Origin of the sequence: Flavobacterium sp. J49 (genome assembly GCF_011742145.1) — a bacterium.
Classification (GTDB): Bacteria; Bacteroidota; Bacteroidia; order Flavobacteriales; family Flavobacteriaceae; genus Flavobacterium.
The window spans coordinates 743,824-766,758 of record NZ_JAAQQU010000104.1 but is presented as its reverse complement, the minus strand read 5'-3'; the positions used below and the strand labels follow the sequence as shown (position 1 = coordinate 766,758).

General features: G+C 33.7%; 21 protein-coding genes and 1 tRNA gene. 18 read left to right on the top strand and 4 right to left on the bottom strand.

The features are described 5' to 3' along the window. Nucleotides 1–3 precede the first annotated feature (3 nt). Nucleotides 4–1,770 carry a DUF885 family protein gene (locus HA632_RS10035; protein WP_176307031.1) on the top strand — a complete coding sequence of 589 codons (1,767 nt, stop codon included), beginning with the start codon at nucleotides 4–6 and terminating at the stop codon, nucleotides 1,768–1,770. 36 nt (nucleotides 1,771–1,806) lie between these two features. Here HA632_RS10035 and HA632_RS10030 read toward each other — a convergent pair whose 3' ends face one another. Further along, nucleotides 1,807–2,571: a hypothetical protein gene (locus tag HA632_RS10030; protein ID WP_176307030.1), complete on the bottom strand. Its 765-nt coding sequence runs from the start codon at nucleotides 2,569–2,571 to the stop codon at nucleotides 1,807–1,809. 356 nt (nucleotides 2,572–2,927) lie between these two features. Between HA632_RS10030 and HA632_RS10025 the strand changes: the two genes are divergently transcribed. From HA632_RS10025 to HA632_RS09970, 12 genes are all read left to right on the top strand, one after another. Further along, complete coding sequence (locus HA632_RS10025) at nucleotides 2,928–4,238, top strand: phage integrase SAM-like domain-containing protein (protein ID WP_176307029.1); 1,311 nt, start codon at nucleotides 2,928–2,930, stop codon at nucleotides 4,236–4,238. Further along, complete coding sequence (locus tag HA632_RS10020; RefSeq protein WP_176307028.1) at nucleotides 4,235–5,143, top strand: hypothetical protein; 909 nt, start codon at nucleotides 4,235–4,237, stop codon at nucleotides 5,141–5,143. Before HA632_RS10025 ends, HA632_RS10020 begins: the two co-directional genes overlap by 4 nt. 90 nt (nucleotides 5,144–5,233) lie before the next feature. Continuing rightward, the gene (locus HA632_RS10015; protein WP_176307027.1) at nucleotides 5,234–8,404 is read left to right on the top strand and encodes a type ISP restriction/modification enzyme; all 3,171 of its coding nucleotides are present in this window, start codon (nucleotides 5,234–5,236) and stop codon (nucleotides 8,402–8,404) included. After that, nucleotides 8,401–9,168, top strand: a complete 768-nt coding sequence (locus tag HA632_RS10010) for a hypothetical protein (protein ID WP_176307026.1) — start codon at nucleotides 8,401–8,403, stop codon at nucleotides 9,166–9,168. Before HA632_RS10015 ends, HA632_RS10010 begins: the two co-directional genes overlap by 4 nt. Nucleotides 9,169–9,172: 4 nt before the next feature. Further along, nucleotides 9,173–9,352, top strand: coding sequence for a hypothetical protein (locus HA632_RS10005; RefSeq protein ID WP_176307025.1), 180 nt, complete (start codon nucleotides 9,173–9,175; stop codon nucleotides 9,350–9,352). An 82-nt stretch (nucleotides 9,353–9,434) separates the two neighbouring features. Beyond that, entirely contained in the window at nucleotides 9,435–9,740 is a 306-nt protein-coding gene (locus HA632_RS10000) for a helix-turn-helix domain-containing protein (RefSeq protein WP_176307024.1), read from the top strand. Between the two features lie 82 nt (nucleotides 9,741–9,822). Continuing rightward, nucleotides 9,823–12,090, top strand: a complete 2,268-nt coding sequence (locus tag HA632_RS09995) for a VapE domain-containing protein (protein ID WP_176307023.1) — start codon at nucleotides 9,823–9,825, stop codon at nucleotides 12,088–12,090. Between the two features lie 393 nt (nucleotides 12,091–12,483). Beyond that, nucleotides 12,484–12,669, top strand: coding sequence for a hypothetical protein (locus HA632_RS09990; RefSeq protein WP_176307022.1), 186 nt, complete (start codon nucleotides 12,484–12,486; stop codon nucleotides 12,667–12,669). A gap of 199 nt (nucleotides 12,670–12,868) precedes the next feature. After that, on the top strand, nucleotides 12,869–13,762 hold the full coding sequence (locus HA632_RS09985; RefSeq protein WP_176307021.1) for an Abi family protein: 894 nt from the start codon (nucleotides 12,869–12,871) through the stop codon (nucleotides 13,760–13,762). Nucleotides 13,763–13,884: 122 nt separating this feature from the next. Further along, on the top strand, nucleotides 13,885–14,595 hold the full coding sequence (locus tag HA632_RS09980) for a TIGR04255 family protein (RefSeq protein WP_176307020.1): 711 nt from the start codon (nucleotides 13,885–13,887) through the stop codon (nucleotides 14,593–14,595). Then, nucleotides 14,595–15,158, top strand: coding sequence for a hypothetical protein (locus HA632_RS09975; RefSeq protein ID WP_176307019.1), 564 nt, complete (start codon nucleotides 14,595–14,597; stop codon nucleotides 15,156–15,158). The genes HA632_RS09980 and HA632_RS09975 overlap by 1 nt, the downstream gene beginning before the upstream one ends. Further along, on the top strand, nucleotides 15,103–15,882 hold the full coding sequence (locus HA632_RS09970; protein ID WP_176307018.1) for a hypothetical protein: 780 nt from the start codon (nucleotides 15,103–15,105) through the stop codon (nucleotides 15,880–15,882). Before HA632_RS09975 ends, HA632_RS09970 begins: the two co-directional genes overlap by 56 nt. 86 nt (nucleotides 15,883–15,968) lie before the next feature. Here the strand turns inward: HA632_RS09970 and HA632_RS09965 are convergent. After that, a tRNA-Leu gene (locus tag HA632_RS09965) sits at nucleotides 15,969–16,050 on the bottom strand. 107 nt (nucleotides 16,051–16,157) lie between these two features. Between HA632_RS09965 and HA632_RS09960 the strand changes: the two genes are divergently transcribed. The 5 genes from HA632_RS09960 to HA632_RS09935 all read left to right on the top strand — a co-directional run bounded on the left by HA632_RS09960 (nucleotide 16,158) and on the right by HA632_RS09935 (nucleotide 21,690). Next, the gene (locus HA632_RS09960) at nucleotides 16,158–17,546 is read left to right on the top strand and encodes a dipeptidase (protein WP_176307017.1); all 1,389 of its coding nucleotides are present in this window, start codon (nucleotides 16,158–16,160) and stop codon (nucleotides 17,544–17,546) included. A 288-nt stretch (nucleotides 17,547–17,834) separates the two neighbouring features. After that, nucleotides 17,835–18,206, top strand: coding sequence for a BlaI/MecI/CopY family transcriptional regulator (locus HA632_RS09955; protein WP_176307016.1), 372 nt, complete (start codon nucleotides 17,835–17,837; stop codon nucleotides 18,204–18,206). Beyond that, complete coding sequence (locus HA632_RS14010) at nucleotides 18,203–20,041, top strand: M56 family metallopeptidase (protein ID WP_228778774.1); 1,839 nt, start codon at nucleotides 18,203–18,205, stop codon at nucleotides 20,039–20,041. Before HA632_RS09955 ends, HA632_RS14010 begins: the two co-directional genes overlap by 4 nt. Beyond that, nucleotides 20,042–20,473: a hypothetical protein gene (locus HA632_RS09940; protein WP_176307015.1), complete on the top strand. Its 432-nt coding sequence runs from the start codon at nucleotides 20,042–20,044 to the stop codon at nucleotides 20,471–20,473. It begins immediately after the preceding gene. A 116-nt stretch (nucleotides 20,474–20,589) separates the two neighbouring features. Beyond that, nucleotides 20,590–21,690 (top strand): DUF4407 domain-containing protein, encoded by a 1,101-nt coding sequence (locus HA632_RS09935; RefSeq protein ID WP_176307014.1) that lies wholly within the window; start codon nucleotides 20,590–20,592, stop codon nucleotides 21,688–21,690. Between the two features lie 117 nt (nucleotides 21,691–21,807). Here HA632_RS09935 and HA632_RS09930 read toward each other — a convergent pair whose 3' ends face one another. Continuing rightward, nucleotides 21,808–22,518 carry a PH domain-containing protein gene (locus tag HA632_RS09930; protein WP_176307013.1) on the bottom strand — a complete coding sequence of 237 codons (711 nt, stop codon included), beginning with the start codon at nucleotides 22,516–22,518 and terminating at the stop codon, nucleotides 21,808–21,810. Between the two features lie 45 nt (nucleotides 22,519–22,563). Continuing rightward, nucleotides 22,564–22,935, bottom strand: a complete 372-nt coding sequence (locus HA632_RS09925; protein ID WP_176307012.1) for an MmcQ/YjbR family DNA-binding protein — start codon at nucleotides 22,933–22,935, stop codon at nucleotides 22,564–22,566.

Sequence of the window (22,935 nt, the reverse complement as noted above, 5' to 3'; positions counted from 1 at the left end):
ATTATGAAGAATTTATATCCATTAACTGCGATGATTGTGTTGTCTTTACTTTTCTCAAACTGCAAATCAGAAGAAAAAACAGGCGATATCAACACTGTTGTCAAATCCTATTTCAACGATAAAAATGCTTTAAACCCTTTGGAAGCTACCTTAAACGGGCAAAGCGAATTCAATGACCAACTGGTCTTTGAAATGACAGATTTCCACAGAAAAAAACAAGCCGTTTTCTATGATAAATACGAAAAAGAATTGGCAACGATTGACACTGCAGCCCTTTCAGACGAAGAAAAAAACAGCTTTGACATCATCGCTTGGGAAGTTTCTATCGGGAAAGATTTATTGAAACAAAATGCCAATTTGACTCCGATACAACAGTTTTGGGGAACGCATTTGACGATGGGACAATTCGCCAGTGCGGAAAGTGCCCAACCATTCAAAAATGAAAAAGATTATCAAAATTTCCTAAAAAGAATGGACACTTATTCAGTTTGGATTGACTCTGCTATAGTGTATATGAAAAAGGGAATCCAAGAGAAAGTGGTTTTACCAAAGGCATTAGCCGAAAAAATCATTCCGCAATTTCAAGATGTAATTACACCAAAAGCAGAAGACAATCTTTTCTATTCCAGCTGCAAAAAATTTCCGGCCGACTTTACCGAAGAACAAAAAAGTAATTTGTCAAAACAATATGCTGAATTAATCAACACTAAACTAACTCCTCAGTTTCAAAAGCTCATCGATTTCATGAAAACCGAATACGTTCCGGCATGCAGAACAACGAGTGGTATCGGCAGTCTTAAAGGAGGAGATGATTTGTATAAAGTTTATGTAAAACAATGGACCACAACGGATAAAACCCCGGAAGAAATCCATGAATTGGGCTTAAAAGAAGTGGCACGCCTCAAAGCAGAAATGGAAAAGGTAAAAGCCCAAGTAGGATTCAAAGGCACCATTATAGAATTCTTTGAACATGTACGTAACAAAAAAGAGCTAAAACCTTTTAAAGACCCGAAAGAAGTCATTGCCAACTTCGAAAAAATCAATGAGGTTATCAAACCTAATGTAGATAAATTTTTCTCTTTACAACCCAAAACACCTTTCCAAATCAAAAGAACCGAAGCTTTCAGAGAAAAAACTGCCAGTGCAGAATATGTTCAAGGTTTGGCTGACGGTTCAAGACCGGGAACCTTTTATGTTCCCATTCCGGATGTAGCCAATTACAATTATTATGGAGATGAGGATTTGTTTTTACACGAAGCGATTCCGGGACATCATTTCCAAATTTCACTCCAGCAAGAAAACCAAGAATTACCTGATTTCAGAAAGTTCAATTGGTTTGGCGCTTATGGCGAAGGTTGGGCTTTATATACCGAAAGTTTAGGTAAAGATTTAGGCCTTTACAAAGATCCGTACCAATATTTCGGCATGTTGGGCAACGAGATGCACCGTGCGATTCGTTTGGTAGTGGATACAGGCATTCATGCTAAAGGTTGGACCCGTGAACAGGCCATTAAATATTCGTTAGACAATGAAGCCGAAAGCGAAGCCAGCATCATAGCCGAAATTGAACGCTATATGGCGATTCCCGGACAAGCCTTGTCTTATAAAATAGGACAATTAAAGATTTTAGAATTGCGTCAGAAAGCACAAGACAAAATGGGAAGTAAATTTGACATCAAAGTTTTCCACCAAAAAGTTTTAGAATCGGGCGTGATGCCTTTAGCCTTACTGGAAAAGAAAATTAACCGCTGGATTACTTCCGGGAAGTAAACATAAAAAAAGCCTCTCCATCGAGAGGCTTTTTACTTAATTACTAATACTGTTTTCGAGGTTGTTGAAATCAATGGTGTTTCCATTGACATCAAAAAATTCGTAGTTATATTTTAACTTCCCGTCGACTTCTTCAATCTTAATGTACATTTGATAAAAACCCTGACTCCATTCCACAATCAAATGGTATTCGTAATCGGCTACGCCAAAACTTGCCGGAAGGTTGCTGGTGTAAAGTAGTTTTTTGGATTTCAGATTCAGTGTATTGACTTCAATATTTTCATATTCTCCCAATTCCGCATCATTTACCTTTTTCCCCAAATAATCAACACTAGCTACGGCTTTTGCCATCTTCTTTTTTTCTTTGCCTTTGTTGTAATCATCCTTAATGGAGAAGATTACATCTTTTAAAGCACTTTTCCCGGCATTGACCAAGGAAAATTTGATTTGATGGTGGTACATCAATTTATGTACTTTTTTTGAGCCTTCTTCTGAAACGTTCCCTTCACTTAAATCGTTATCTACAATTTCTATGATGGGAATATTTTGACCGGCGGTTAAGGTAAAAGTATCGTATCGTAAGGTCTTTATTTTTTGCTCGGCTTCATCAACAATTTTATCCTTTTCGACAATTTCGGCATTCAAAACCTCGATTTGTTTGATGGCTTCATCCAATTGCTTCTGTTTTTCCGCCGAAATGGAATTGGAACTGTTTCTATATAGCAAATAACCAGACAGTGCCAATAAAACAAATCCAAAAATTCCTAGTACCACAGTTATCATAAGCTTTTTCCCTTTCATTAGAATAAAAGATTTTTACCTCAAATTAATATTGATGGTGTAAAAATAATCGAATTTTCAAAAATTAAAACACTCAAAAACAACAAACTGTGAACATATTATTAACTAATTGGCACCAATAAAAAAGCCCTAACTTTCGTTAGAGCTTGTTTGTGCGGGTAATAGTATTACAAGCATCTAAAACATTGATAATTCGCCACAACAACAAAAACACGATAAACCTATACAAATAAAGCCTTTAAAGAGTAATTTTAAATTCAAAAAGTTTGAGGAAATAAGGATTAATTCAAATTAATTAAGATATTTTCGGCAATATTTCGGCAAAATATTTATCTTCGTATTTCAATAAAAACAAGGTGCGAATAAAATTCTTTATAGTAAAAGGCAAGTCAGAAATCACAAGCATTTATGTAAGGCTGTGGGACAGTAATAAATTTGACCAAAAAACCAAAACAGGTTTACATGTAAAATTAAGTGACTGGAGCGATAAAAAAGGAATAGTTAAAAATACTGTTTCAGCCACTAACAAAGATGAAGTCAACAACACGCTAAGACTTTTGGAAAACTATCTCATTGAGAAGTACCAATCCTATTACATTTCTCAAAAACATCATGGTAAAAGCTGGCTAAAAGATTATGTAAACAACTTCTTCGGACAAGTAGATAAGGATGAACTACACAAAATATATTTTGTTGACTGGGTTCAAAAATTTATTGACGAATGTCCTAACAATCTTTACAAAGGTCAACCCATAAAAAAAAGAACTATTCAACACTACACGACAACCAAATACAAACTTGAAAATTATGAAAAGTACTTCAAAACTAAATTGCGTTTTCAAGATATTGGATTAGACTTTTATCGAAACTTTTTGTTTTACTGTCAAAATATTGAAAAGATAAATAACAACACAATTGGCGGCTACATAACGAACGTAAAAAAATGGTGTAAAATAATCGACATTGATGGTCTCCCAATAAATCAGCAATACAGACACTCGGAATTTTCGGCTATATCAAATAAAACAAAGGATGTTTACTTAACAGAAGAAGAAATAAACGCCGTATACAACCATGATTTTAGCCATTCTGAAAGTTTAGACAACATCAGAGATAATTTTATAATTGGGCTAAGAACCGGATTAAGAATATCTGATTTTAAACGATTGAAAAAAATAAATATTAAAGATAATTTTATTGAAGTCGAAACCGAGAAAACAGGTCAATTTGTTATCATTCCGGTACATGAACAAATAGCAGAAATACTTTCTAAAAGAGGTGGTGAATTTCCTAAAAAAGTGGAAGACCAAACTTTTAACGAATATGTCAAAACAGTTTGCAAAGAAGTTGGATTCACTCAAATGGTAGAGGGTGCTAAAATGATAAATAAAAAAGAGGACAAAGATTTCTTCCCTGACGCTGATATAATTTCCAAAAATAAAATGCGGAAAGAAACAGGTATTTATCCGAAATATCAATTAATTTCTTCACATACTTGTAGAAGGTCTTTTGCCTCAAATCTATATGGTAAATTGAAAAACATGACTATAATGGCGATAACCGGACATAGTACTGAAACACAATTTTTGAAATACATAAAAATTACCCCTAAAGAAAATGCTGAAAAGCTTCGCGAATTATGGGAAAATGAAAAAATAAAAAAATGAGTTCATTAGACACAAAATATTATAGAATTCTTAAAGGATTTGACTTTGAAAACATAATCAAAAATACTTTTGAAGTCTTAATTGAGAGCGGCATTTTTGAAGAACAAGAATTGAGCGATTCTCAAAAAAATGATGATGATTTTTTCATCAATGATGATGACGTGATGACATTTGGGGATTTCTTTATTCATAATCGGAAAGCTTATTATCTAAAAAAGAACGTTCTCTGGGAAATGATTTATGTCAAAAATTGGCAACTCAATGCTTTCTTCGATTCAGATATTGAACATGCTACTGATGAAATAGCACTACTTATCGAAGCAGAATTCAAACAGGAAGATAAAATCAAACTAATAGAGGACAGCTATAAAAAATATTTTTCGCTAATAGAAGATAAACAGTACTATGCGTTGTACAAAAACAAAACTAAAACTAACGGCTATGCATCTTGGGAAGAGTATTTTCTTGATGAAATTCTAGGGCATGAAAGGTATGAGTACATCTCTGAATTTTTGAAGGGAGAAGTCAAATTTCTTCCCGCCGCTTTAGATAAAAATTGGACAGACTATTTTATTTTTTCCGGCATTAGTGATTTTTGCGAAAAAAAGAAAAATGAACTATTAAACAAACCCTCAACCATGAGTGAAGAAAATAAAGAAAAGAAAAGAGATATGTCATTTAGACTTTCGCTTTTTGAAGTAATATTAAGCTCTAATAAATTTGCAAATGCAACCGCTAATAAAAAGGGAGAGCTATTAACACATCTTTTTGGAGACCATCCAGACAACATTAAGCATTACTATTTACAGGTAGAAAAAAAGCAAAATGGAAAATTCAAAGAAGGCGGCAAATGGGCTAAAGAACAAGCTGAAGCTGAAGAAATTGTGAAAAAAATATTGGGTTAAATTGCAAGTAAAACTTAACTGCAGCGAACTTATAAAAAGACAAGAGAAAAAAGGTATTTTTCTTATATTTACGAAAACAATTTCATTGCAATGACCATTCAACAATACATTTCCAAACTAGATATCCTTTATAAAACCGGCAATGCACGAGAACACTCCTACAGAGGAGACTTGCAAAACCTAATTATGGCTATTTTACCGGATGTCCTAGTTACCAATGAACCGGCAAGAGTTGACTGTGGCGCGCCTGATTATGTGTTGACTAGAAAAGATGTTCCCATCGGCTACATTGAAGCAAAGGATATTGGCGTTGATTTAGCTAGCAAAACATTAAAAGAACAGTTTGACCGCTACAAAGCCGGACTATCAAACTTAATTTTTACTGATTATTTAGATTTTCACTTTTACAAAGACGGTGAATTCGTTACCAAAATAGCTATTGCAAAAATCGAAAATGGTGCAATAGTAGCATTGCAAGACAACTTTGAACAGTTTACAAACCTTATTGCAAACTTTGCGCAAACAGTATCTCAAACTATAAAATCGCCCACTAAACTGGCGCAAATGATGGCGGGTAAAGCCAAATTAATGGCTGATGTCATTGAAAAATCATTAAACAATGATGACTTGCAAGGCATACGATCAAGTATAAAAAGTCAAATGTTATCTTTTCAGCAAATGTTGATTCATGATATTGACAACAAATCTTTTGCTGACATTTATGCTCAAACAATTGCATACGGTATGTTTGCCGCACGTTACCACGACCCTACGCTACCCACTTTTTCACGTGAAGAAGCAGCAACCTTAATTCCGAAAAGTAATCCGTTTTTACGCAAATTATTTCAAGATATTGCCGGTTATGACCTTGACAACCGATTGGTTTGGATTGTGGAAGAATTAGTTTCCATCTTTCTTGCAAGTGATGTGGCAGTTATCATGAAAAACTTTGGTCGTAGCACCAAGCAAGAAGACCCGGTAGTTCACTTTTACGAAACTTTCTTAGGCGAATACAATCCAGCATTACGAAAAGCACGTGGCGTATGGTACACACCGCAACCGGTAGTTAATTTTATCGTTCGTGCAGTTGATGATATTTTAAAAACAGAATTCAATTTAAAAGATGGTTTAGCCGATACCAGCAAAATAAAAATCAAAAAAACAGCCGTAACCCAAACCAAAGGTAAAGATGCCAAGATTAAAGAAGTAGCTACCGAAGTCGACGTACACAGAGTGCAAATACTTGACCCAGCCACCGGCACGGGAACATTCCTAGCCGAAGTAGTAAAACATATCCATAAGAAGTTTGAAGGACAACAAGGCATTTGGAGTAAGTATGTAACCAATGATTTAATACCAAGATTAAACGGCTTTGAATTACTAATGGCTTCATATGCAATGGCACATCTTAAAATGGATATGCTCTTAACGGAAACCGGCTATAAACCAACCGATGACCAACGTTTTAGAATTTTCCTAACAAACAGTTTAGAAGAAGCACACCCCGATACCCAAACCTTATTTAGTTCATGGCTTTCTGACGAAGCAGACCAAGCCAACGCAATTAAACGTGATGCACCTGTGATGGTTGTAATGGGAAATCCGCCTTATAGTGTGAGTAGTTCCAATAAAAGCGAATGGATTCAAAACTTAATTAAAGACTACAAAAAAGATTTAAATGAAAGAAAAATAAATCTTGATGACGATTATATAAAATTTACTCGTTTTGGACAATATTTTATTGATAAAAATGGAAGTGGCATTTTAGCATATATTTCTAATAATAGCTTCATTGATGGCATTACACATCGTCAAATGAGAAAACATTTATTAGAGAGTTTTGATAAAATATATATTCTTGATTTGCATGGTAATGCAAAGAAAAAAGAAGTTTGTCCTGATGGCTCTGTTGACCAAAATGTATTTGATATAATGCAAGGGGTTTCTATTAATATTTTTGTAAAAACTGGAAACAAGAAAAGGAATGAGCTAGGAGAAGTTTTTCATTATGATTTGTATGGAAAAAGAGATATTAAATACCATAAACTTGAAGAAAATATTTCAAAGTTAATTTGGAAAAAGTTAAATTTTGAAAACCCTTATTACTTCTTTGTTCCAAAGGATTTTGGGGAACAAATTGAATATGAAAAAGGATTTAAAGTTGACAATCTATTTAATGAAAATGTTGCAGGAATAGAAACTATTAGAGATGCTATAACAATCCATTTTGAAGAAAATTCATTAAGAGAGGTAATTAAAGATTTTGCAGAATTAGATGAAAGTGAAATTGCAAAAAAATATGATACTACTGATGCAAGGGATTGGAAAATTGGAAGAGCTAAAGAAGATATAAAAAATAACATAAACAATACAAAAGTATGGCAAAATGTAAGTTATAGACCTTTTGATACTAGAAAAACTTTTTATTCCGGTAAGCAAAATGGTTTTGTTTGCAATGGAAGATTTAATGTAATGAAGCATTTATTGAATGATAATATTGGATTTATTGCTAAAAGGGGTTTCTACAATGAAAATTCGCCTGTTGCTTTTATTACAAAATATATTTCAGATAGAAGAGGCTGGTCAAGTCCCGGTATGCAAGGTGCTGAAAGCATATTTCCCCTCTACCTATATTCCGAAACCACAACCCAACAAAGTGCCTTTGAAACCAATAATCGTGTTCCTAATCTTAACATGGAGATTGTGAATGCTATTGCCAAAGAAACCGGTATGTTCTTTAGTCCTGAGAAACCTGCAAACAAAGAGCAGACTGTAGAAGCCAATACCTTTACTCCTATTGACTTGTTAGATTATATCTATGCCGTGTTACATAGTCCTAACTACCGTGAAAAATACAAAGAGTTTCTTAAAATAGATTTCCCAAGAGTGCCTTACCCAAAAGACCAAAAAACGTTTTTTGATTTGGTAGATTTAGGTAGTCAGTTGCGTGAAATTCATTTACTAGAAAGTCCAATAGTTGACAAATACATTACCCAATATCCCGAAGACGGCAATAACGTTGTCACAAAGCCAATTTATAAGGATGGCAAGGTTTACATCAACGACTTGCAATACTTTGCAAACGTACCCGAAGTAGCATGGAATTTCTACATTGGCGGGTACCAGCCGGCTCAAAAATGGCTAAAGGATAGAAAAGACCGTGAGCTTTCAACTGAAGAGCTTTTCCATTACCAAAAGATAATAGTGGCATTAACGGAAACGGATAGGTTGATGAAAGAGATTGATAAAGTAAAATTATGAAGCACATCAAGAAAAAATATCTCTTTCAAATGGAAGGAGCCAATAAATTAAAAGAAATTGGAGAGGAAGTATCTATTAATGATGGCAACTTATTTAAAAAAGCAAAACAGAAAGACCTTTTTGTTACAACTGAAAAAAACTTTATAATAAAGGCATTTCCTTATAAGCACTCAAATGGAATTGCTTTTATCCCAATCCCTGATTTGACCTTAGTTTATTATGATAGTGCTTATAATCAGAACAAAGAGAGAAAAGAATTTGAAGTAAAACTCCTTGAAAAATTAACTTCAAAAAACGACAAGTTTGGAGAAGATGCAACGAATGATATTTATCATTATTACGGCAATGCTAGTGGCTGCATTATTTTTCTATTTACTGCTCTTGAAAGCTTTATCAATCATATACTTCCCGATGACAAATCATATTCGTTAGAAACTGACAGAAATACAGCATACTACAATAAGAAACAAATTCAAAGGCATATTGCTTTTGATGATAAACTAAAAAAAGTATTACCACAACTATTGAATGGGGCTAACTTTTTTTCACGTCAAACAATTCACACCCAACATATCACCAATCTAAAAAAGCTTAGAGATGAATTAATACACACAAAATCAGATATAAGTTTTGTGAATCAGGAAGAATTAATAAAAAGACTTTTGCAATTTAAATATGATGAAACTTTTACTGCGGTTGCAATGTTCATGAATTTTTATAAACCTGACTACGTTGTAGATTGTGATTGTAATTTAGACTTCTAAATATATGAAAGCCAATGATGTTTTTAACATAGCAATTCATCTTGATAATGACGAATTAATCAAATTAAATAATCTAATCCAAATTAGATTAAAATTAAACGGCGACAGGCAGAAAAACAAAGCCTTTACCGAACAAGACGCAATTGAATATTTATTAAAAACCGTCTTTAACAAAAAACGTTAGGGTAACTCACAGGGTTACCCTAATTGTTTCAAACAAATCCATCTTCGTCAATTTGTGGTCTATAACAATAAAAAATAGACCCATGACTAAATCAATCGTACAAATCGAAAACACAACCGCAGAAGGTTTTACTAATGAAATCCTAGACGGTATCAAAGTTGTATTGGAAAATTTTGCAAGTTCCACTAAAAGCAACGATGACAACAGACTTCTTTCCAGAACGGAAACAGCCGAAATGTTAGGCATCAGTCTCACAACCTTATGGGACTACACGCGAAAAGACATTATTCCGGCATTTAGAATCGGCAATAAAATCCGGTATAAAAAAAGCGATGTAATGGAAGCACTTCAAAAACACAATAAATTTTCATCAAAAACACATCAGTAATGGGTTTTGCAAAAGCAACTGTCATTTTGCAAAACTCCTTTGCAAAAGCTGTTTATGCCCCTAAAGAACCTAAAAAAAAGTAATGTATAACAAAACACCGTTTGCAAATGGCTTTTGCAAACGGTGTAAAAAAAATGATTTTATGTATTCAAATTCAAGCATCAAAGATAAAATTTTATCTCAAACGACACAAGAAGATATTTATCTTCACTATTTAGGCATTCCATCTTTCCCAAAAAACATGAGAGTGTCAAATCCATTTACGGACAAAGACAAAAACCCTTCATTCCATTTTTACTACGATGGCGATGTTTTGAAATACAAAGGACACAATGAAAGTTCTCGTAACGGTGATGTCTGGCAATTTGTCGCAGACTTAAATCAGCTGGATTGCAAAACAGACTTTGTAAAAGTGTGTAGCACCATTGCAATAGATATAAATATCGATTTAGAAATCAATCAAAACAGCGTAAAACCACCATATCCGGCTAAAAAAGAGGTTTTGCAAACATCAAATCAAAGTATTGCAAAAGACAAAACTTCTTCAAAGACTTTGACAGTAACTAAACGAGAATTTACAGCCCTTGACTTGGAGTACTGGGAAAAATTGGGTATTGCAAAAGCTGTTTTGGAAAAATACAATGTAAGTTCAATTTCTTCTTACTGCTGGAGCGGTAAAAAACCAATATACACAAAAAATGGAAGTGTGGCTTTTGTCATCGAATTAGACGGACAAATTAAATTATACATTCCATTCCAGCCTGACATTGGAGTAAAGAAAAATGTTTTACCAGCTTTTAAGTCGGGCATTTTTGGATTTGAGCAATTAGGAACAGAAAAAAAGGAAATCATTATAATTTGTGCCGGAGAAAAGGACACTATTATAGCAAACTCTAGGGGATTTAATGCGGTTACATTTGGAAGCGAATCAGGAAATCCAAAACCAGAACAAATAGAACTTTTGCAAAAGCGATGTACTCATTTGTTTGTATGTTATGATAACGATGAAGCCGGCGAAAAAGGCAGAAATGCATTAGTTAAAAGATTTCCTGAAATCATAGCATTGCAATTGCCAGCAAACGAAAATATAAAGGGATATGATGTTACCGATTATTTTCAAGAATATACTGCTGCTGATTTTCAGAAAATTATTGATTTAGCAGTAAAAAATAAAAATGCCGGTAAAGAGGTTACGGAAAACACAGATTTAACCATTTTCCACAAAGCTGAAAATTACATTTCTAAACACTACGATTTAAGGTTTGATGTTATTGCAAATGAAATTGAGATAAGTCCAAAAGACAAAAATGACTGGAAAGAATTAAACGAAGACAGTCTGTATGTGGAAATGCAAAAAAAGCATTTAAAAATTTCTAAAGGAAACTTAAGTTCAATATTATTGAGTGATTTTGTGCCAAAATTTAACCCGATAAAAATTTACTTTGAAAACTTGCCGGAATGGGATAAAAAAACGGATTTTATAAAACAATTTTTGGATTATGTAGAATTAGAACAAGGCGAAGACAGATCTCAATTTATTTATCAATTTACAAAATGGTGTGTCAGGTCTGTAAAGTGTTCTACAACGGATGGATACTATAATAAACAAGCTTTTGTTTTGTCAGACGATGCAAAAGGTCAAAATATTGGCAAAACAACCCTTATCAGGTTCCTAGTACCTACATCATTCAATAAATACTATTGTGAAAATTTACCGGAGGATAAAGATGCACTTAAAAGACTTGGTCAAAATTTTATAATAAATTTAGATGAATTAGCTACATTGTCGAAAACAGATATTAATAAATTAAAATCGTTGTTTAGTTCCGATAAAATTAAAACAAGACTTCCCTATGGAAAAAAAGACATAGTTATTTCAAGGGTTGCTAACTTTATAGGTTCAACAAACATGAGTTCATTTTTAGTTGATGAAACCGGTTCCGTTCGTTGGCTATGTTTCATAGTCAAAAAAATTAATTTCAATTATAGTCTTGAATTTAATATAGACAACCTTTGGGCGCAAGCGTATTCGTTGTCTAAGGATGAAACCTTCAAAGCAGAAATGACACCGGAAGACATTAGACTTAATGAACTTAGAAATGATAAATTTCAAATTTTATCGCCGGAGCGGGAATTAATACCAAAATACTTTGAAGTGCCAACAAATATTGAAAATGCGGAGTTCTTAACAGCAACGTGGATTTTAAACTACATTAACGTATATACTTCCAATATGAGATTAAACAAAGAAGCAATTGGCAGGGCTATGCAAAAGTGCGGATTTATCAGAAAAAAACACAATGGCGTTTGGGGATATTGGGTTGTGAAAAAAGAATACCCGAATGGATAAAAAAGCAGTAAAAATAAAAGGGAGTATTTAAAAAATACAAAAATTAAGTAAAAAGTAGTTACCTAAGTTACCTTATTTTTTAAAAACCTTTAATTTTGCTGACTTTATTATAGGTAACTTATTTTAATTTCATCTTACCCTAAGTTACCATATCTTACCTTTTGATTAGGGTAACTAAGGTTGGTTGGGGTAACTACCTTTTAATTAATTTACAGTTTTGCAAGCCTTTGTTTTATTGGGGTTTTACATTGTAGAGTAACATAGGTAAGTGAAAACCTCAAAACTTTTTATTTCCTGCACTCTTTTTAACCAATTTATCCGCATTTAAACGATTAAAAAAGGTCTACTCAAAAATTGTCAATAATTTTATCTAAACAAATTAAATTAATAATTATGCAAAAAGTAATAACAATTACTCAATTAACCGTTGGAGTAACAACCACATCCAAAGTTTTTTTAGAAACCGAATATCCTCAACTTACGAAATATTTAGAAGAAGGATATATCATAAGACAAACAATACATACTGAATTAACAACTTCTACCGCTTATGCAATAACATTCATATTAGAGAAATAATTAGACTTTCTAATTTTTTAAAAATCGATGAAATGAATCAAAACCCGATAAAAAACATGCAGATTGTCGGATTTTCTTATAAATACATCGTTAAAAAGGTTAAAAAAAATTGTTTAGATTAAAAACATTTATACATTTGCATCAATAATACCAGCCACGCTTCCCTCGATCAGCGCACCCGGGCTGGTTTTCGATTTTTATGAAATATACTAAACCGTCAATTTCAATACTTGATCAAATTCAAAAACTCAAAGATCGAGGTTTATCCTTTGGGAATGAATCAAAGGCAGCTGATTATCTTTCCAACATAAGTTTTTATAGATTAAGAGCTTATACTTATCCTTTTCAAGATAATGCAGATATTAATCATCCATTCGTTCAGAAAATATCTTTTGAAGATATAATTACTCTTTATGTTTTTGATAGAAAATTAAGGCTATTAATTTTCGATGCAATGGAAAAAATCGAGATCTCATTAAGAACACAAATAATTTACCACTATTCTTTAAAACATGGTTCTCATTGGCATATTGATCCAAAGCATTATAGAGACAGTATGCGTTTTGCAAATCAAGTGACTGATTTACAAAAAGAAATTAATCGCGGATCCGAAACATTTATAACACACTATCAAAATAAATATACATTTCCAACAGAGCCGCCTTGCTGGATGTCATTAGAGGTTAGTAGCATTGGATTACTTTCTAGGATTTACCAAAATTTGGTGAAAACAAATGAAAAAAAAGAGGTTGCAAATCACTTCGGAATAAAAGATGTAAATATTTTTGAAAATTGGTTGTTTTGTTTCTGCAGTCTCAGAAATATATGTGCTCATCATGGTCGTGTATGGAATCGAAGATTAGTAAAAATTGTTTTACCGTATAATACAGCTAATCAATTTTTACAAAATCAAGATGTTTACACAAATAAGTTATATGCAACACTATCCTGTGTTCAGTATGTTTTGAATATAATTAGTCCCGGAAACGACTTTAAAGATCGTTTAAAACAAATTATGCAAAACTGTCCTTTACATCAAGAAAAAGAAATGGGATTCCCTAAGGAGTGGGAGTTAGAACCAATATGGAATTAGAATACTTAATTTTATATAAAGCATTTTAACCTAAAATATATAAAATTTTGTGAAAAAGTATATATTTAGACATTTATATAGTTTAATTTTACACAGACTTACATCTAAATGTAATTTATAGTATGCAGCTACCAACGAGTATTTCTCCAAACCCATTGTTCATTACAACGATCGAAATAAGATTTTCTACCAATATTACAAAGGAAGAAATGTTACAGAAGATGGTATTGACATTCTCAGACAAATTTCCAAAGTTAGATAAGGGCAACATTCCAGATGAACTAAAAAAACAAGAAGAACAATTTAGGTTTGCAGCGGATTATATCCTTTCAAATGATGAGTACCTTATTTCATTCACTACGAACAGTATCTCTTTTGAACATAATTCAGAATATAAATATTGGCGCAATTATTTTCCTTTTATTAAAGATTCGTTAGAAAAAATTTTCAAATTAGGATTTATCAATAAAATCGAAAGATGTGGAGTAAGGTATGGCAGTATGTTAGATGACATTACCAATCCCAATAATGCGCTGGCAGAGATCCCAACTATTCAAATAAATGGCATGCAGAGTATCTTTGCAGGTTTCCAATCTTATTTTAAAACTGACAACAGTACTTTACTGTTGCAAATTACTCCAAATACCAAAATATTAAAACATGACGATGAAAGAAGAGGCTTATATATAGATATAGATGCTTCATTTGTAAATGATTTAAATCCAAACAATGATGTCTATAAAATTATTGATAATTTACACACAGATTTAAAGAAATTATTCTTTGGTCTCTTGAAAAGAGAATTCATTCAAACATTAAATCCAACTTACTGATGCAGACAGATAATCAAGAAATTCAAAGAAGTGTTGTTACTACTAACGATGTTATTCTTCAAAAATTTTATGAAAATCAAAATTCAAGGACTACATCTTCATTGGATTGTTATAACTCTGAAATGTTATTGCTTAACTTCAAACCCCAACCTAAGACTCACGTTTACTTCGATTCAATCAAAGGAATTTCAAATCAAACTGAGTTCTTTAAAGTTAGTTTACCGGAATTTTTCAACACAAACAAATCAAAAATTAATGATTTATACTCAATGTTAAAACAAAATAAAAACTTGACTAATTCCACAGATAAAATCTTCAATTTACTGTGTAATTACATTTCTGAGTTAAGATTCAATGATGTACACCTGGAGTTTACTAAGTCTGAATTATTAAAGATTACCACCATTTTTAACAATAATAAAATGTTAATTGTCAGTAAAGATATTAAGGACAGTGATACAGACATCATTTATTCTTATTTTATCGACAGAAAATTAATTGCATCGGATGTCGCAGAAATTAAAGAATTTACTGGAAAGTTTAAAGAATATTTGTCACTGTAAAATTTTACGACTCACCGGGCGATTAAACTATCCTTTTGAAATTTTACCTAAAACAAAATTTAAACTAAAAATTGATTTTAACGAATTAGTTTCAGGTGGGATAATTTATGTTTTAAGGAGATCCGAACTTCCTCAATCTGAAACATTCCATATTTTTAATGATGGTTCCTTTTTGTTAAATGAAGATGCCTTAGACCTAAAAAGGATTCCGTATTTGTCACTTAATATTATGGGCGCTAGATTTAAAGCAAAACATTCTAAGTTTATTGCGACGAATGCCGGAGCCGATTCATGGACTGGCGGTAATGTTTATTTATCCAAATATTTGGAAAATTACAGTATCGATGACACAAAAGGATCTATTTTTATAAATGCAAATGAATTACATGATATAACTTTGCCATATAACCTATCTTCTAATCCACAGCTCCATAAAGAGATTGAAAAATTTAAAGCATCATTTGGATCTAATATTTTGTCAAACAAACCACCTGGAGATATCGAATTGTTAGGACGTATTCGATTCGTTCATGATCCTGTTGCTTTAAATTATTGGCATGTGGTTTTAGAAATCAAAAATTTTAAAGATGATCCCCTCGAAAAAGCAAAAAATGCAACAGATAGAAAGTTTGTCGAGGTAATATTTAATGATTGGATCAAGGTGAATTCATATCCACAACTCCCAAATTATGAGAAAATAAAAAAGAACTTGTTCGTTGCGTAAACTGATTTTTTCGGCAAAATTTCGGCAAAAATAAAAATAAAAAACCCTTAAAATGTTGATTTTAAGGGTTTTGTAATTTTAAAAAGTGCGGGTAATAGGACTCGAACCTACACGCCTTGCGGCACCAGATCCTAAGTCTGGCACGTCTACCAATTTCGCCATACCCGCAAAATTCGTGAGTGCAAATATAATCATAACTTCAAACTTTCAAAGGAAAATTATTAAAAAAAATATCTGCCAATTTCGTACTTTTGAAGCACAACAAATTTAAACCCATGGACAACATCAAAAATTACGTTCAACAAAATAAAGAACGTTTTATCAATGAGTTAATTGAACTCTTGAAAATCCCTTCGGTAAGTGCCGACAGCGCATATGCTCAAGATGTAATCAACACCGCCGATGCCGTAAAAGCCAGCTTGGAAAAAGCCGGTTGTAGCTTTGTAGAAATTTGCGAAACGCCGGGTTATCCAATCGTTTTCGGGGAACATATCATCGACAAGAACTTACCAACGGTTCTAGTTTACGGCCATTACGACGTACAACCACCGGATCCAATGGAATTGTGGACTTCTCCACCATTCGAACCGGTAATCAAAACTACCGAAATCCATCCTGAAGGCGCGATTTTCGCCCGTGGTGCTTGTGATGACAAAGGGCAAATGTATATGCATGTAAAAGCATTTGAATACATGATTCAAAGCAATTCACTTCCTTGTAATGTAAAATTCATGATTGAAGGTGAAGAAGAAGTCGGGTCGAAAAGCTTAGGTTGGTTTGTTGAAAGAAACCAGGAAAAACTGAGCTGCGACGTAATTTTGATTTCCGATACCGGAATGATATCCAACCAACAGCCGAGTATCACCACCGGTTTGCGTGGGTTGAGTTATGTGGAAGTCGAAGTGACCGGGCCAAACAGAGATTTACACTCCGGATTGTACGGTGGCGCAGTTGCGAATCCTATCAATGTATTGACTAAGATGATTGCTTCTTTGCATGACGAAAACAACCACATTACGATTCCCGGATTTTATGACAAAGTAGAAGAACTTTCCACTGCCGAAAGAGCAGAAATGGCAAAAGCTCCTTTCTCTTTAGACAAATACAAACAAGCTTTAGACATCGCCGATGTTTATGGTGAAACCGGCTATGTGACCAATGAAAGAAACTCAATTCGTCCGACATTAGACGTCAACGGAATTTGGGGCGGTTATACGGGCGAAGGTGCGAAAACAGTTATTGCGAGTAAGGCTTACGCCAAAATCTCGATGCGTTTGGTGCCCAACCAAGACTGGGAAGAGATCACCGAATTATTCAAAAACCACTTTGAAAGCATCTCGCCAAAAGCGGTAAAAGTAAAAGTTACACCGCATCACGGCGGTCAAGGTTATGTAACGCCTATCGACAGCATTGGGTACAAAGCAGCAAATAAAGCTTATACCGAAACCTTCGGTGTGCAAGCGATTCCGGTGCGTTCAGGCGGTAGTATTCCGATTGTGGCTTTGTTTGAAAAAGAATTGAAATCAAAAACTATCTTGATGGGATTTGGTTTAGACAGCGATGCGATTCACTCGCCAAACGAACATTTCGGAGTTTTTAATTACTTGAAAGGGATTGAGACGATTCCGTTGTTCTATAAATATTTTGTTGAATTGTCGAAATAGTTAACCGCAGATTCGCAAATTATAAATCCGTTTATTCAGTTGAGTAAACGGATTTTTTATTTTGGGCGTTCCCTTGTTGCACAACATTTTATCTAAATAGAAATTCTCTAAAGCAACAAGGTCAGGCTTTCCATTACAATCTTTTCCTTTTCAAGGAAAAGGATTTCCACTGCAATCCTTAACGCAAGTCAAGATTAAATTAGACCTAAATGTTAAATTTTTACTCTACAGTTGTAGAATTGAATTTTTATTCTACATTTGTAGAGTAATTTCTAAAAACGTAGAGCAATGCAGTTATCCAATTCAGAAGAACAGTTGATGGAACATTTGTGGAAACTTGAAAAGGCTTTCATGAAAGATTTATTAGAAGCCTTTCCCGAACCCAAACCGGCAACGACAACCGTAGCCACACTTTTGAAACGAATGATTGACAAAAAATTTGTGGCTTACAACGAATTTGGAAACTCCAGAGAATATTATCCGTTGGTAAAAAAATCGGATTACTTTTCTAAACACGTTAACGGATTGATTAAAAACTTCTTTAACGATTCGGCTTCCCAATTTGCCTCGTTCTTTACGACTTCGACTAATTTGTCTGAAAAAGAATTGGAAGATTTAAAGAAAATCATCGATGTTGAACTTCAAAAAAAGAAAAAATGATCGACTTCTTAATTACTTCAACCATAAGCTTAATTGTCTTTCTTGGCTTCTATCATTTGGTATTAGAAAGAGAAAAAATGCACCAATTCAATCGGTTTTACTTGTTGTTTTCGATTGTGATTTCGCTTGTGATTCCGTTTATAACTTTTGAAATAATCAAAGAAATTCCGGTTGCAGCAATCACGGAACCAATTTACATGCCGTTTCCAATGTCGGATGAAACCATTCCGGTTATAGAAACTATTGATTATACACCGATTGTTTTATGGAGTTTATACGCAGTAACAACACTTTTTTTAGGCATTCGATTCGGTAAAAACATTTGTAAATTAACTTCAAAATCAAGTTCCAATCCAATCGTAAAATACAAAAACGCCAAGCTGGTTTTAGTCGATGAAAAAACACTTCCACATACTTTCTTGAATTCCATCTTCATCAATTTTGACGATTACAACCAAAGAAATATTGAAGATGAATTGTACACACACGAACTAGTTCACGTTACCCAAAAACACACTTTAGACATCTTGTTTGTTGAATTTTTGAAAACCGTTTTTTGGTTCAATCCGGTTTTGTATTTCTATAAAAAAGCCATCCAACTCAACCACGAATTCCTTGCAGACGAACAAGTGGTAGAATCCTATAATGATGTTCCGTTTTACCAAAGCTTGCTATTGCAAAAAGGAAACGGCAACCAAACGATTTACTTGGCCAGTAATTTGAATTATTTAGTAACCAAAAAACGATTGATTATGATGACCAAAAACACTTCGAGAAGCATCGCCTTTTTGAAAAAAATTGCCATAACACCGATTCTAGTGGCTTTAATTTACTTTTTCTGTATTGAAATTGTGGCGCAGGAAAAAGCATTACCGACAACAAATAAGACCGAAAAAAACCTCACAAGTGAAGATAAAATTAGAGATCGTTATTACTCAAACGTCAGAATCATTTTAAAAGATGTAAGAAATGGCATAACGATAGACAAAATGTATGAAGAACTAACCCTTGAAGAAAAAAGAAGCTATTTGAGTTGGGTTCCTGATATGATTATCTCAAAAGAAGTTCCTGAACCTTTGTTTCAAAAAATGAAAACCAAAAATATGGCAGTTTGGATAAACGGTAAAACAAGTAGCGCGGCAGAAATTCAAAAATACAAGAGAACCGATTTTTCACATTACACCTATAGTTTTGTACATAAAAATGCAAGATCAAAAAGGTTTCCTCAAGAATATCAATATACACTGTACACTAAAAAATATTTTGATGAAAATTTAAAAAACAGCCATTTGCATTTTGGGAATGACACTTTAAAAATGGTAATATCAAACTACAAAAAAAATAAAGTTGATGAAATTCTAAGCAAAACAACAAAACCGGACACTATTGTTTGGCAAACTAAAGGAAAAGAAGGTTATAATTTATACATAAAAGATACGGTTAGGAAAAAACAAATTGCTCAAAAACCAAAACCAATGTACGGTTCGGAAGTAAAACCACAAAAAGACAGCACTGATGTTAAATCGGTAGCTGAAGTAACTGAAAAACCCGAGTTTGAATTAGGACTAGAAGCCTTTTACAAATACATTGGCACCAACTATAAAATACCGGAAGAAGTCACCAAAAACAAACTGAAAGGAAGGGTTTTTGCCAGTTTCATCGTGGAAAAAGACGGCAGTTTATCCAACATAAAAATCCTCAGAGACATGGGTTACGGAACCGGAGAAGAAGCAGAAAGAGTCTTGAAAAACTCGCCTAAATGGAAACCGGGAAAAATACACGGAAAACCGGTCAGAACAATGTACAGCTTACCGATTTCAATAAAATCCGAGTAAATGAATTGGAGGTTTCTATCCTTTTTGATGCTAATTGTATTGGTTAGCAGTTGCAAAATCAACCGAACAGTAAACCATGACCGCGTTGGCAAATGGATTTACAAAGACACTGTCAACGGTATTCTTTACAAATCAAAAGGACGATACAAAAAGAGTATAGAAATCAAAACCTGGAAATATTACGAAAACCGAAAACTAGTCAAAACCGAAAAATACAAGGACGGCATTTGTTACATCACCACCTTTGACTCTGAAGGTCACATTACTTCAACAGGTCAATCAATGATGGTAGAAGAAAATGAAGAAACCCATTGGTACATCATAGGAGAATGGACCTTTTTTGACAAAAACGGCAAAGTTATCGGCATCAAGAAATACGAAAAAGGCGAATTAGTTTCGGTACAAGAATTCATCCCAAACCCGCTAAGATAAGCGGGTTTTTTATTAAAAATCAAGACCTTACAATAAACCTCAACTTTTGGCGTTATATTTGTATAATCATCATAATCAAAATCTTCCAAACTCGTTTTGGAGTAAAACCAATCATCATGTTAAAGCGTTTCTTCCTCCTTTGTTCCGGTGTCGACAGCGACATCGTGAACTCTTGTTCCAATGGCGAACAAAACAAATACGCCGGCATCGGTGCTACCGTATTTTTTACTGCAATCATGGCTTTCATCGCCGGAAGTTATGCGCTTTATACGGTTTTCGACAATATTTATACCGCCGTTTTCTTCGGACTAATTTGGGGATTTTTAATTTTCAATCTCGATCGGTTTATCGTTTCTACCATCAAAAAAAGAGATCGTTTTTTAGACGAATTTATCCAAGCTTCACCTCGAATAGTATTGGCTACTATTATCGCTATCGTGATTTCAAAACCCTTGGAAATCAAAATTTTTGAAAAAGAAATCAATACCGTTTTATTAAAGGAGAAAAATGAATTGGCGACTGCTAATAAAAATCAAGTGACCAATTATTTCAAAGGCGATGTGGATAAAAACAAAGCCGAAATGGACAGTTTAAAATCATCCATAACCAAAAAAGAAAAAGAAGTTTCTTCCTTATATAACTCCTATATCACCGAAGCGGAAGGAACTGCCGGAACCAAAAAAATGGGGAAAGGACCTATTTATAAAGAGAAGCGTGCGGCTCATGATTTGGCGACCAAACAATTGGATTCCTTAAAAATTACCAGTGCTAAAATCTTAGCCGAAAAAGAAGCCAGGAGCAAAACATTACAAGCAGATTTAGACAAAAAAGTGACCGAAACGCAACCTATCATTGACAGTTTTGATGGTTTAATGGCGCGAATTAATGCTTTGGGGAAATTGCCTTGGTTGCCTTCGTTCTTTATCATGTTGTTGTTTTTAGCGATAGAAACTTCTCCAATTATTGCCAAATTATTATCCCCAAAAGGCGAATACGATTTGAAACAAGAAGATAAAGAAATGGGCATCAAAAATGTAATCGAACAAAACCGCTACCAAAGCGAACTGCAGAAGAAAACCGATGCCGAAATCTATGATAAAGTCTATGCCGACATACGCGACGACAAAGAAATCTACAACTATAAGAAAAAAGGTGCCATTGAGTTGCTCAAGCTTCAGGCTGATGGTTTTGTAGATAAGCAGAAGAAGTCGATGTAGAAAAAGGGACAAGGGAAAAGCAAAAAGGGAATAGTTAAAAATATAATTAACTATTCCCTTTTTGCTTCGCTCAATTCGGCTTCGCCTCGGGTCTCTTATTACTACTCATCCCCTAAATTACATATGGCTCAGGATTTCTTTCTTTAAAGCATCGTATTCGCCTTGAAGAATCAGTCCGTTGTCTAATAATTTTTTGTAGTTCTGTAGTTTTTCAAACAATTCGTCTTGCGACAATTCGGCCAAACCTGATTTATCATCCGGAAATTGCTTTTCATCACGATATCCTGATTGCTCTACCGGAATGATTTCGGCAAAATTGGTTACTTCTTCGGTCGCCATTTCTTCAATTACTTCGGGCTCTTCGATGGTTTGTGGTTCTTCTGTAACCTCAACAGCTTTGGACTGCTCAACAGTTGAGGCTTCCGCTTTTGGATGTTTTAATAAATCCAATTGTTCTTTGGCAAAAGTGTATAATTTTCGCGCTTGATTTTTAGGTAAATAATCAACCGTATGCGTTAAATCAGACTTGGTGGAAAACGTAAAATCAGCACCTAAAATCCCTTCTTTTACAAAACTGGCTTCAATATCATCCCAATCATAATCCATGAACTCCATCGATAAGCCTAAGTTCTTAGGTTTACAAAGGATAATTCTTTTATTGGTTACCACTATGCTGTCGGGAAACATATTGACCGCCGGTTTTTTTTGTACCGCAATGTAACCGATATGCTCATTTGACATTAATAAATTATCCAACTTATTGGTGATTTTCTCAATCGCTTTCGGGTCTTGATCTTCGTTTAATATCTTCTTTAAATTGTCTAACATGGCTTGTGTTTTAATTTGACGCAATATTTTTAGCAAAAGTAATGCCTAATTCTCATTTTCGAGAATTTCGTTTTGACTTTTTTTAGTCAAACTTTTGAAAACCAATTCATAGGAATGGTTAATCAATTCGCACATCATTTTATCCGAAACATCATTGTTAAAACTTACCGTATTCCAATGGATTTTGCTCATATGAAAGCCTGGATTGATGGCATCATATTCCGCACGTAGTTCTTGGGCGCGTTCCGGATCGCATTTTAAATTGAGCGACGGTGTACCTTTTTCCCATTCTTTTAACGATGTCAGGCAAAACATTTTACCTCCGACTTTAAACACCAAAGTGTCTTCGTCAAACGGAAAGTGTTCGGTTACGCCTTTTTTGGAAAGACAAAATTCGTAAAGCTGTTGGATGTTCAT

Coding starts and splice junctions, on each gene's coding strand:
- HA632_RS09985 (WP_176307021.1), top strand. CDS start 12,869: ATGAAATATACTAAACCGTCAATTTCAATACTTGATCAAATTCAAAAA.
- HA632_RS09990 (WP_176307022.1), top strand. CDS start 12,484: ATGCAAAAAGTAATAACAATTACTCAATTAACCGTTGGAGTAACAACC.
- HA632_RS10005 (WP_176307025.1), top strand. CDS start 9,173: ATGAAAGCCAATGATGTTTTTAACATAGCAATTCATCTTGATAATGAC.
- HA632_RS14010 (WP_228778774.1), top strand. CDS start 18,203: ATGATCGACTTCTTAATTACTTCAACCATAAGCTTAATTGTCTTTCTT.
- HA632_RS09935 (WP_176307014.1), top strand. CDS start 20,590: ATGTTAAAGCGTTTCTTCCTCCTTTGTTCCGGTGTCGACAGCGACATC.
- HA632_RS10030 (WP_176307030.1), bottom strand. CDS start 2,571: ATGAAAGGGAAAAAGCTTATGATAACTGTGGTACTAGGAATTTTTGGA.
- HA632_RS10000 (WP_176307024.1), top strand. CDS start 9,435: ATGACTAAATCAATCGTACAAATCGAAAACACAACCGCAGAAGGTTTT.
- HA632_RS09925 (WP_176307012.1), bottom strand. CDS start 22,935: ATGAACATCCAACAGCTTTACGAATTTTGTCTTTCCAAAAAAGGCGTA.
- HA632_RS09995 (WP_176307023.1), top strand. CDS start 9,823: ATGTATAACAAAACACCGTTTGCAAATGGCTTTTGCAAACGGTGTAAA.
- HA632_RS09980 (WP_176307020.1), top strand. CDS start 13,885: ATGCAGCTACCAACGAGTATTTCTCCAAACCCATTGTTCATTACAACG.
- HA632_RS10015 (WP_176307027.1), top strand. CDS start 5,234: ATGACCATTCAACAATACATTTCCAAACTAGATATCCTTTATAAAACC.
- HA632_RS10035 (WP_176307031.1), top strand. CDS start 4: ATGAAGAATTTATATCCATTAACTGCGATGATTGTGTTGTCTTTACTT.
- HA632_RS09940 (WP_176307015.1), top strand. CDS start 20,042: ATGAATTGGAGGTTTCTATCCTTTTTGATGCTAATTGTATTGGTTAGC.
- HA632_RS09955 (WP_176307016.1), top strand. CDS start 17,835: ATGCAGTTATCCAATTCAGAAGAACAGTTGATGGAACATTTGTGGAAA.
- HA632_RS10020 (WP_176307028.1), top strand. CDS start 4,235: ATGAGTTCATTAGACACAAAATATTATAGAATTCTTAAAGGATTTGAC.
- HA632_RS10010 (WP_176307026.1), top strand. CDS start 8,401: ATGAAGCACATCAAGAAAAAATATCTCTTTCAAATGGAAGGAGCCAAT.
- HA632_RS09930 (WP_176307013.1), bottom strand. CDS start 22,518: ATGTTAGACAATTTAAAGAAGATATTAAACGAAGATCAAGACCCGAAA.
- HA632_RS09975 (WP_176307019.1), top strand. CDS start 14,595: ATGCAGACAGATAATCAAGAAATTCAAAGAAGTGTTGTTACTACTAAC.
- HA632_RS09970 (WP_176307018.1), top strand. CDS start 15,103: ATGTCGCAGAAATTAAAGAATTTACTGGAAAGTTTAAAGAATATTTGT.
- HA632_RS09960 (WP_176307017.1), top strand. CDS start 16,158: ATGGACAACATCAAAAATTACGTTCAACAAAATAAAGAACGTTTTATC.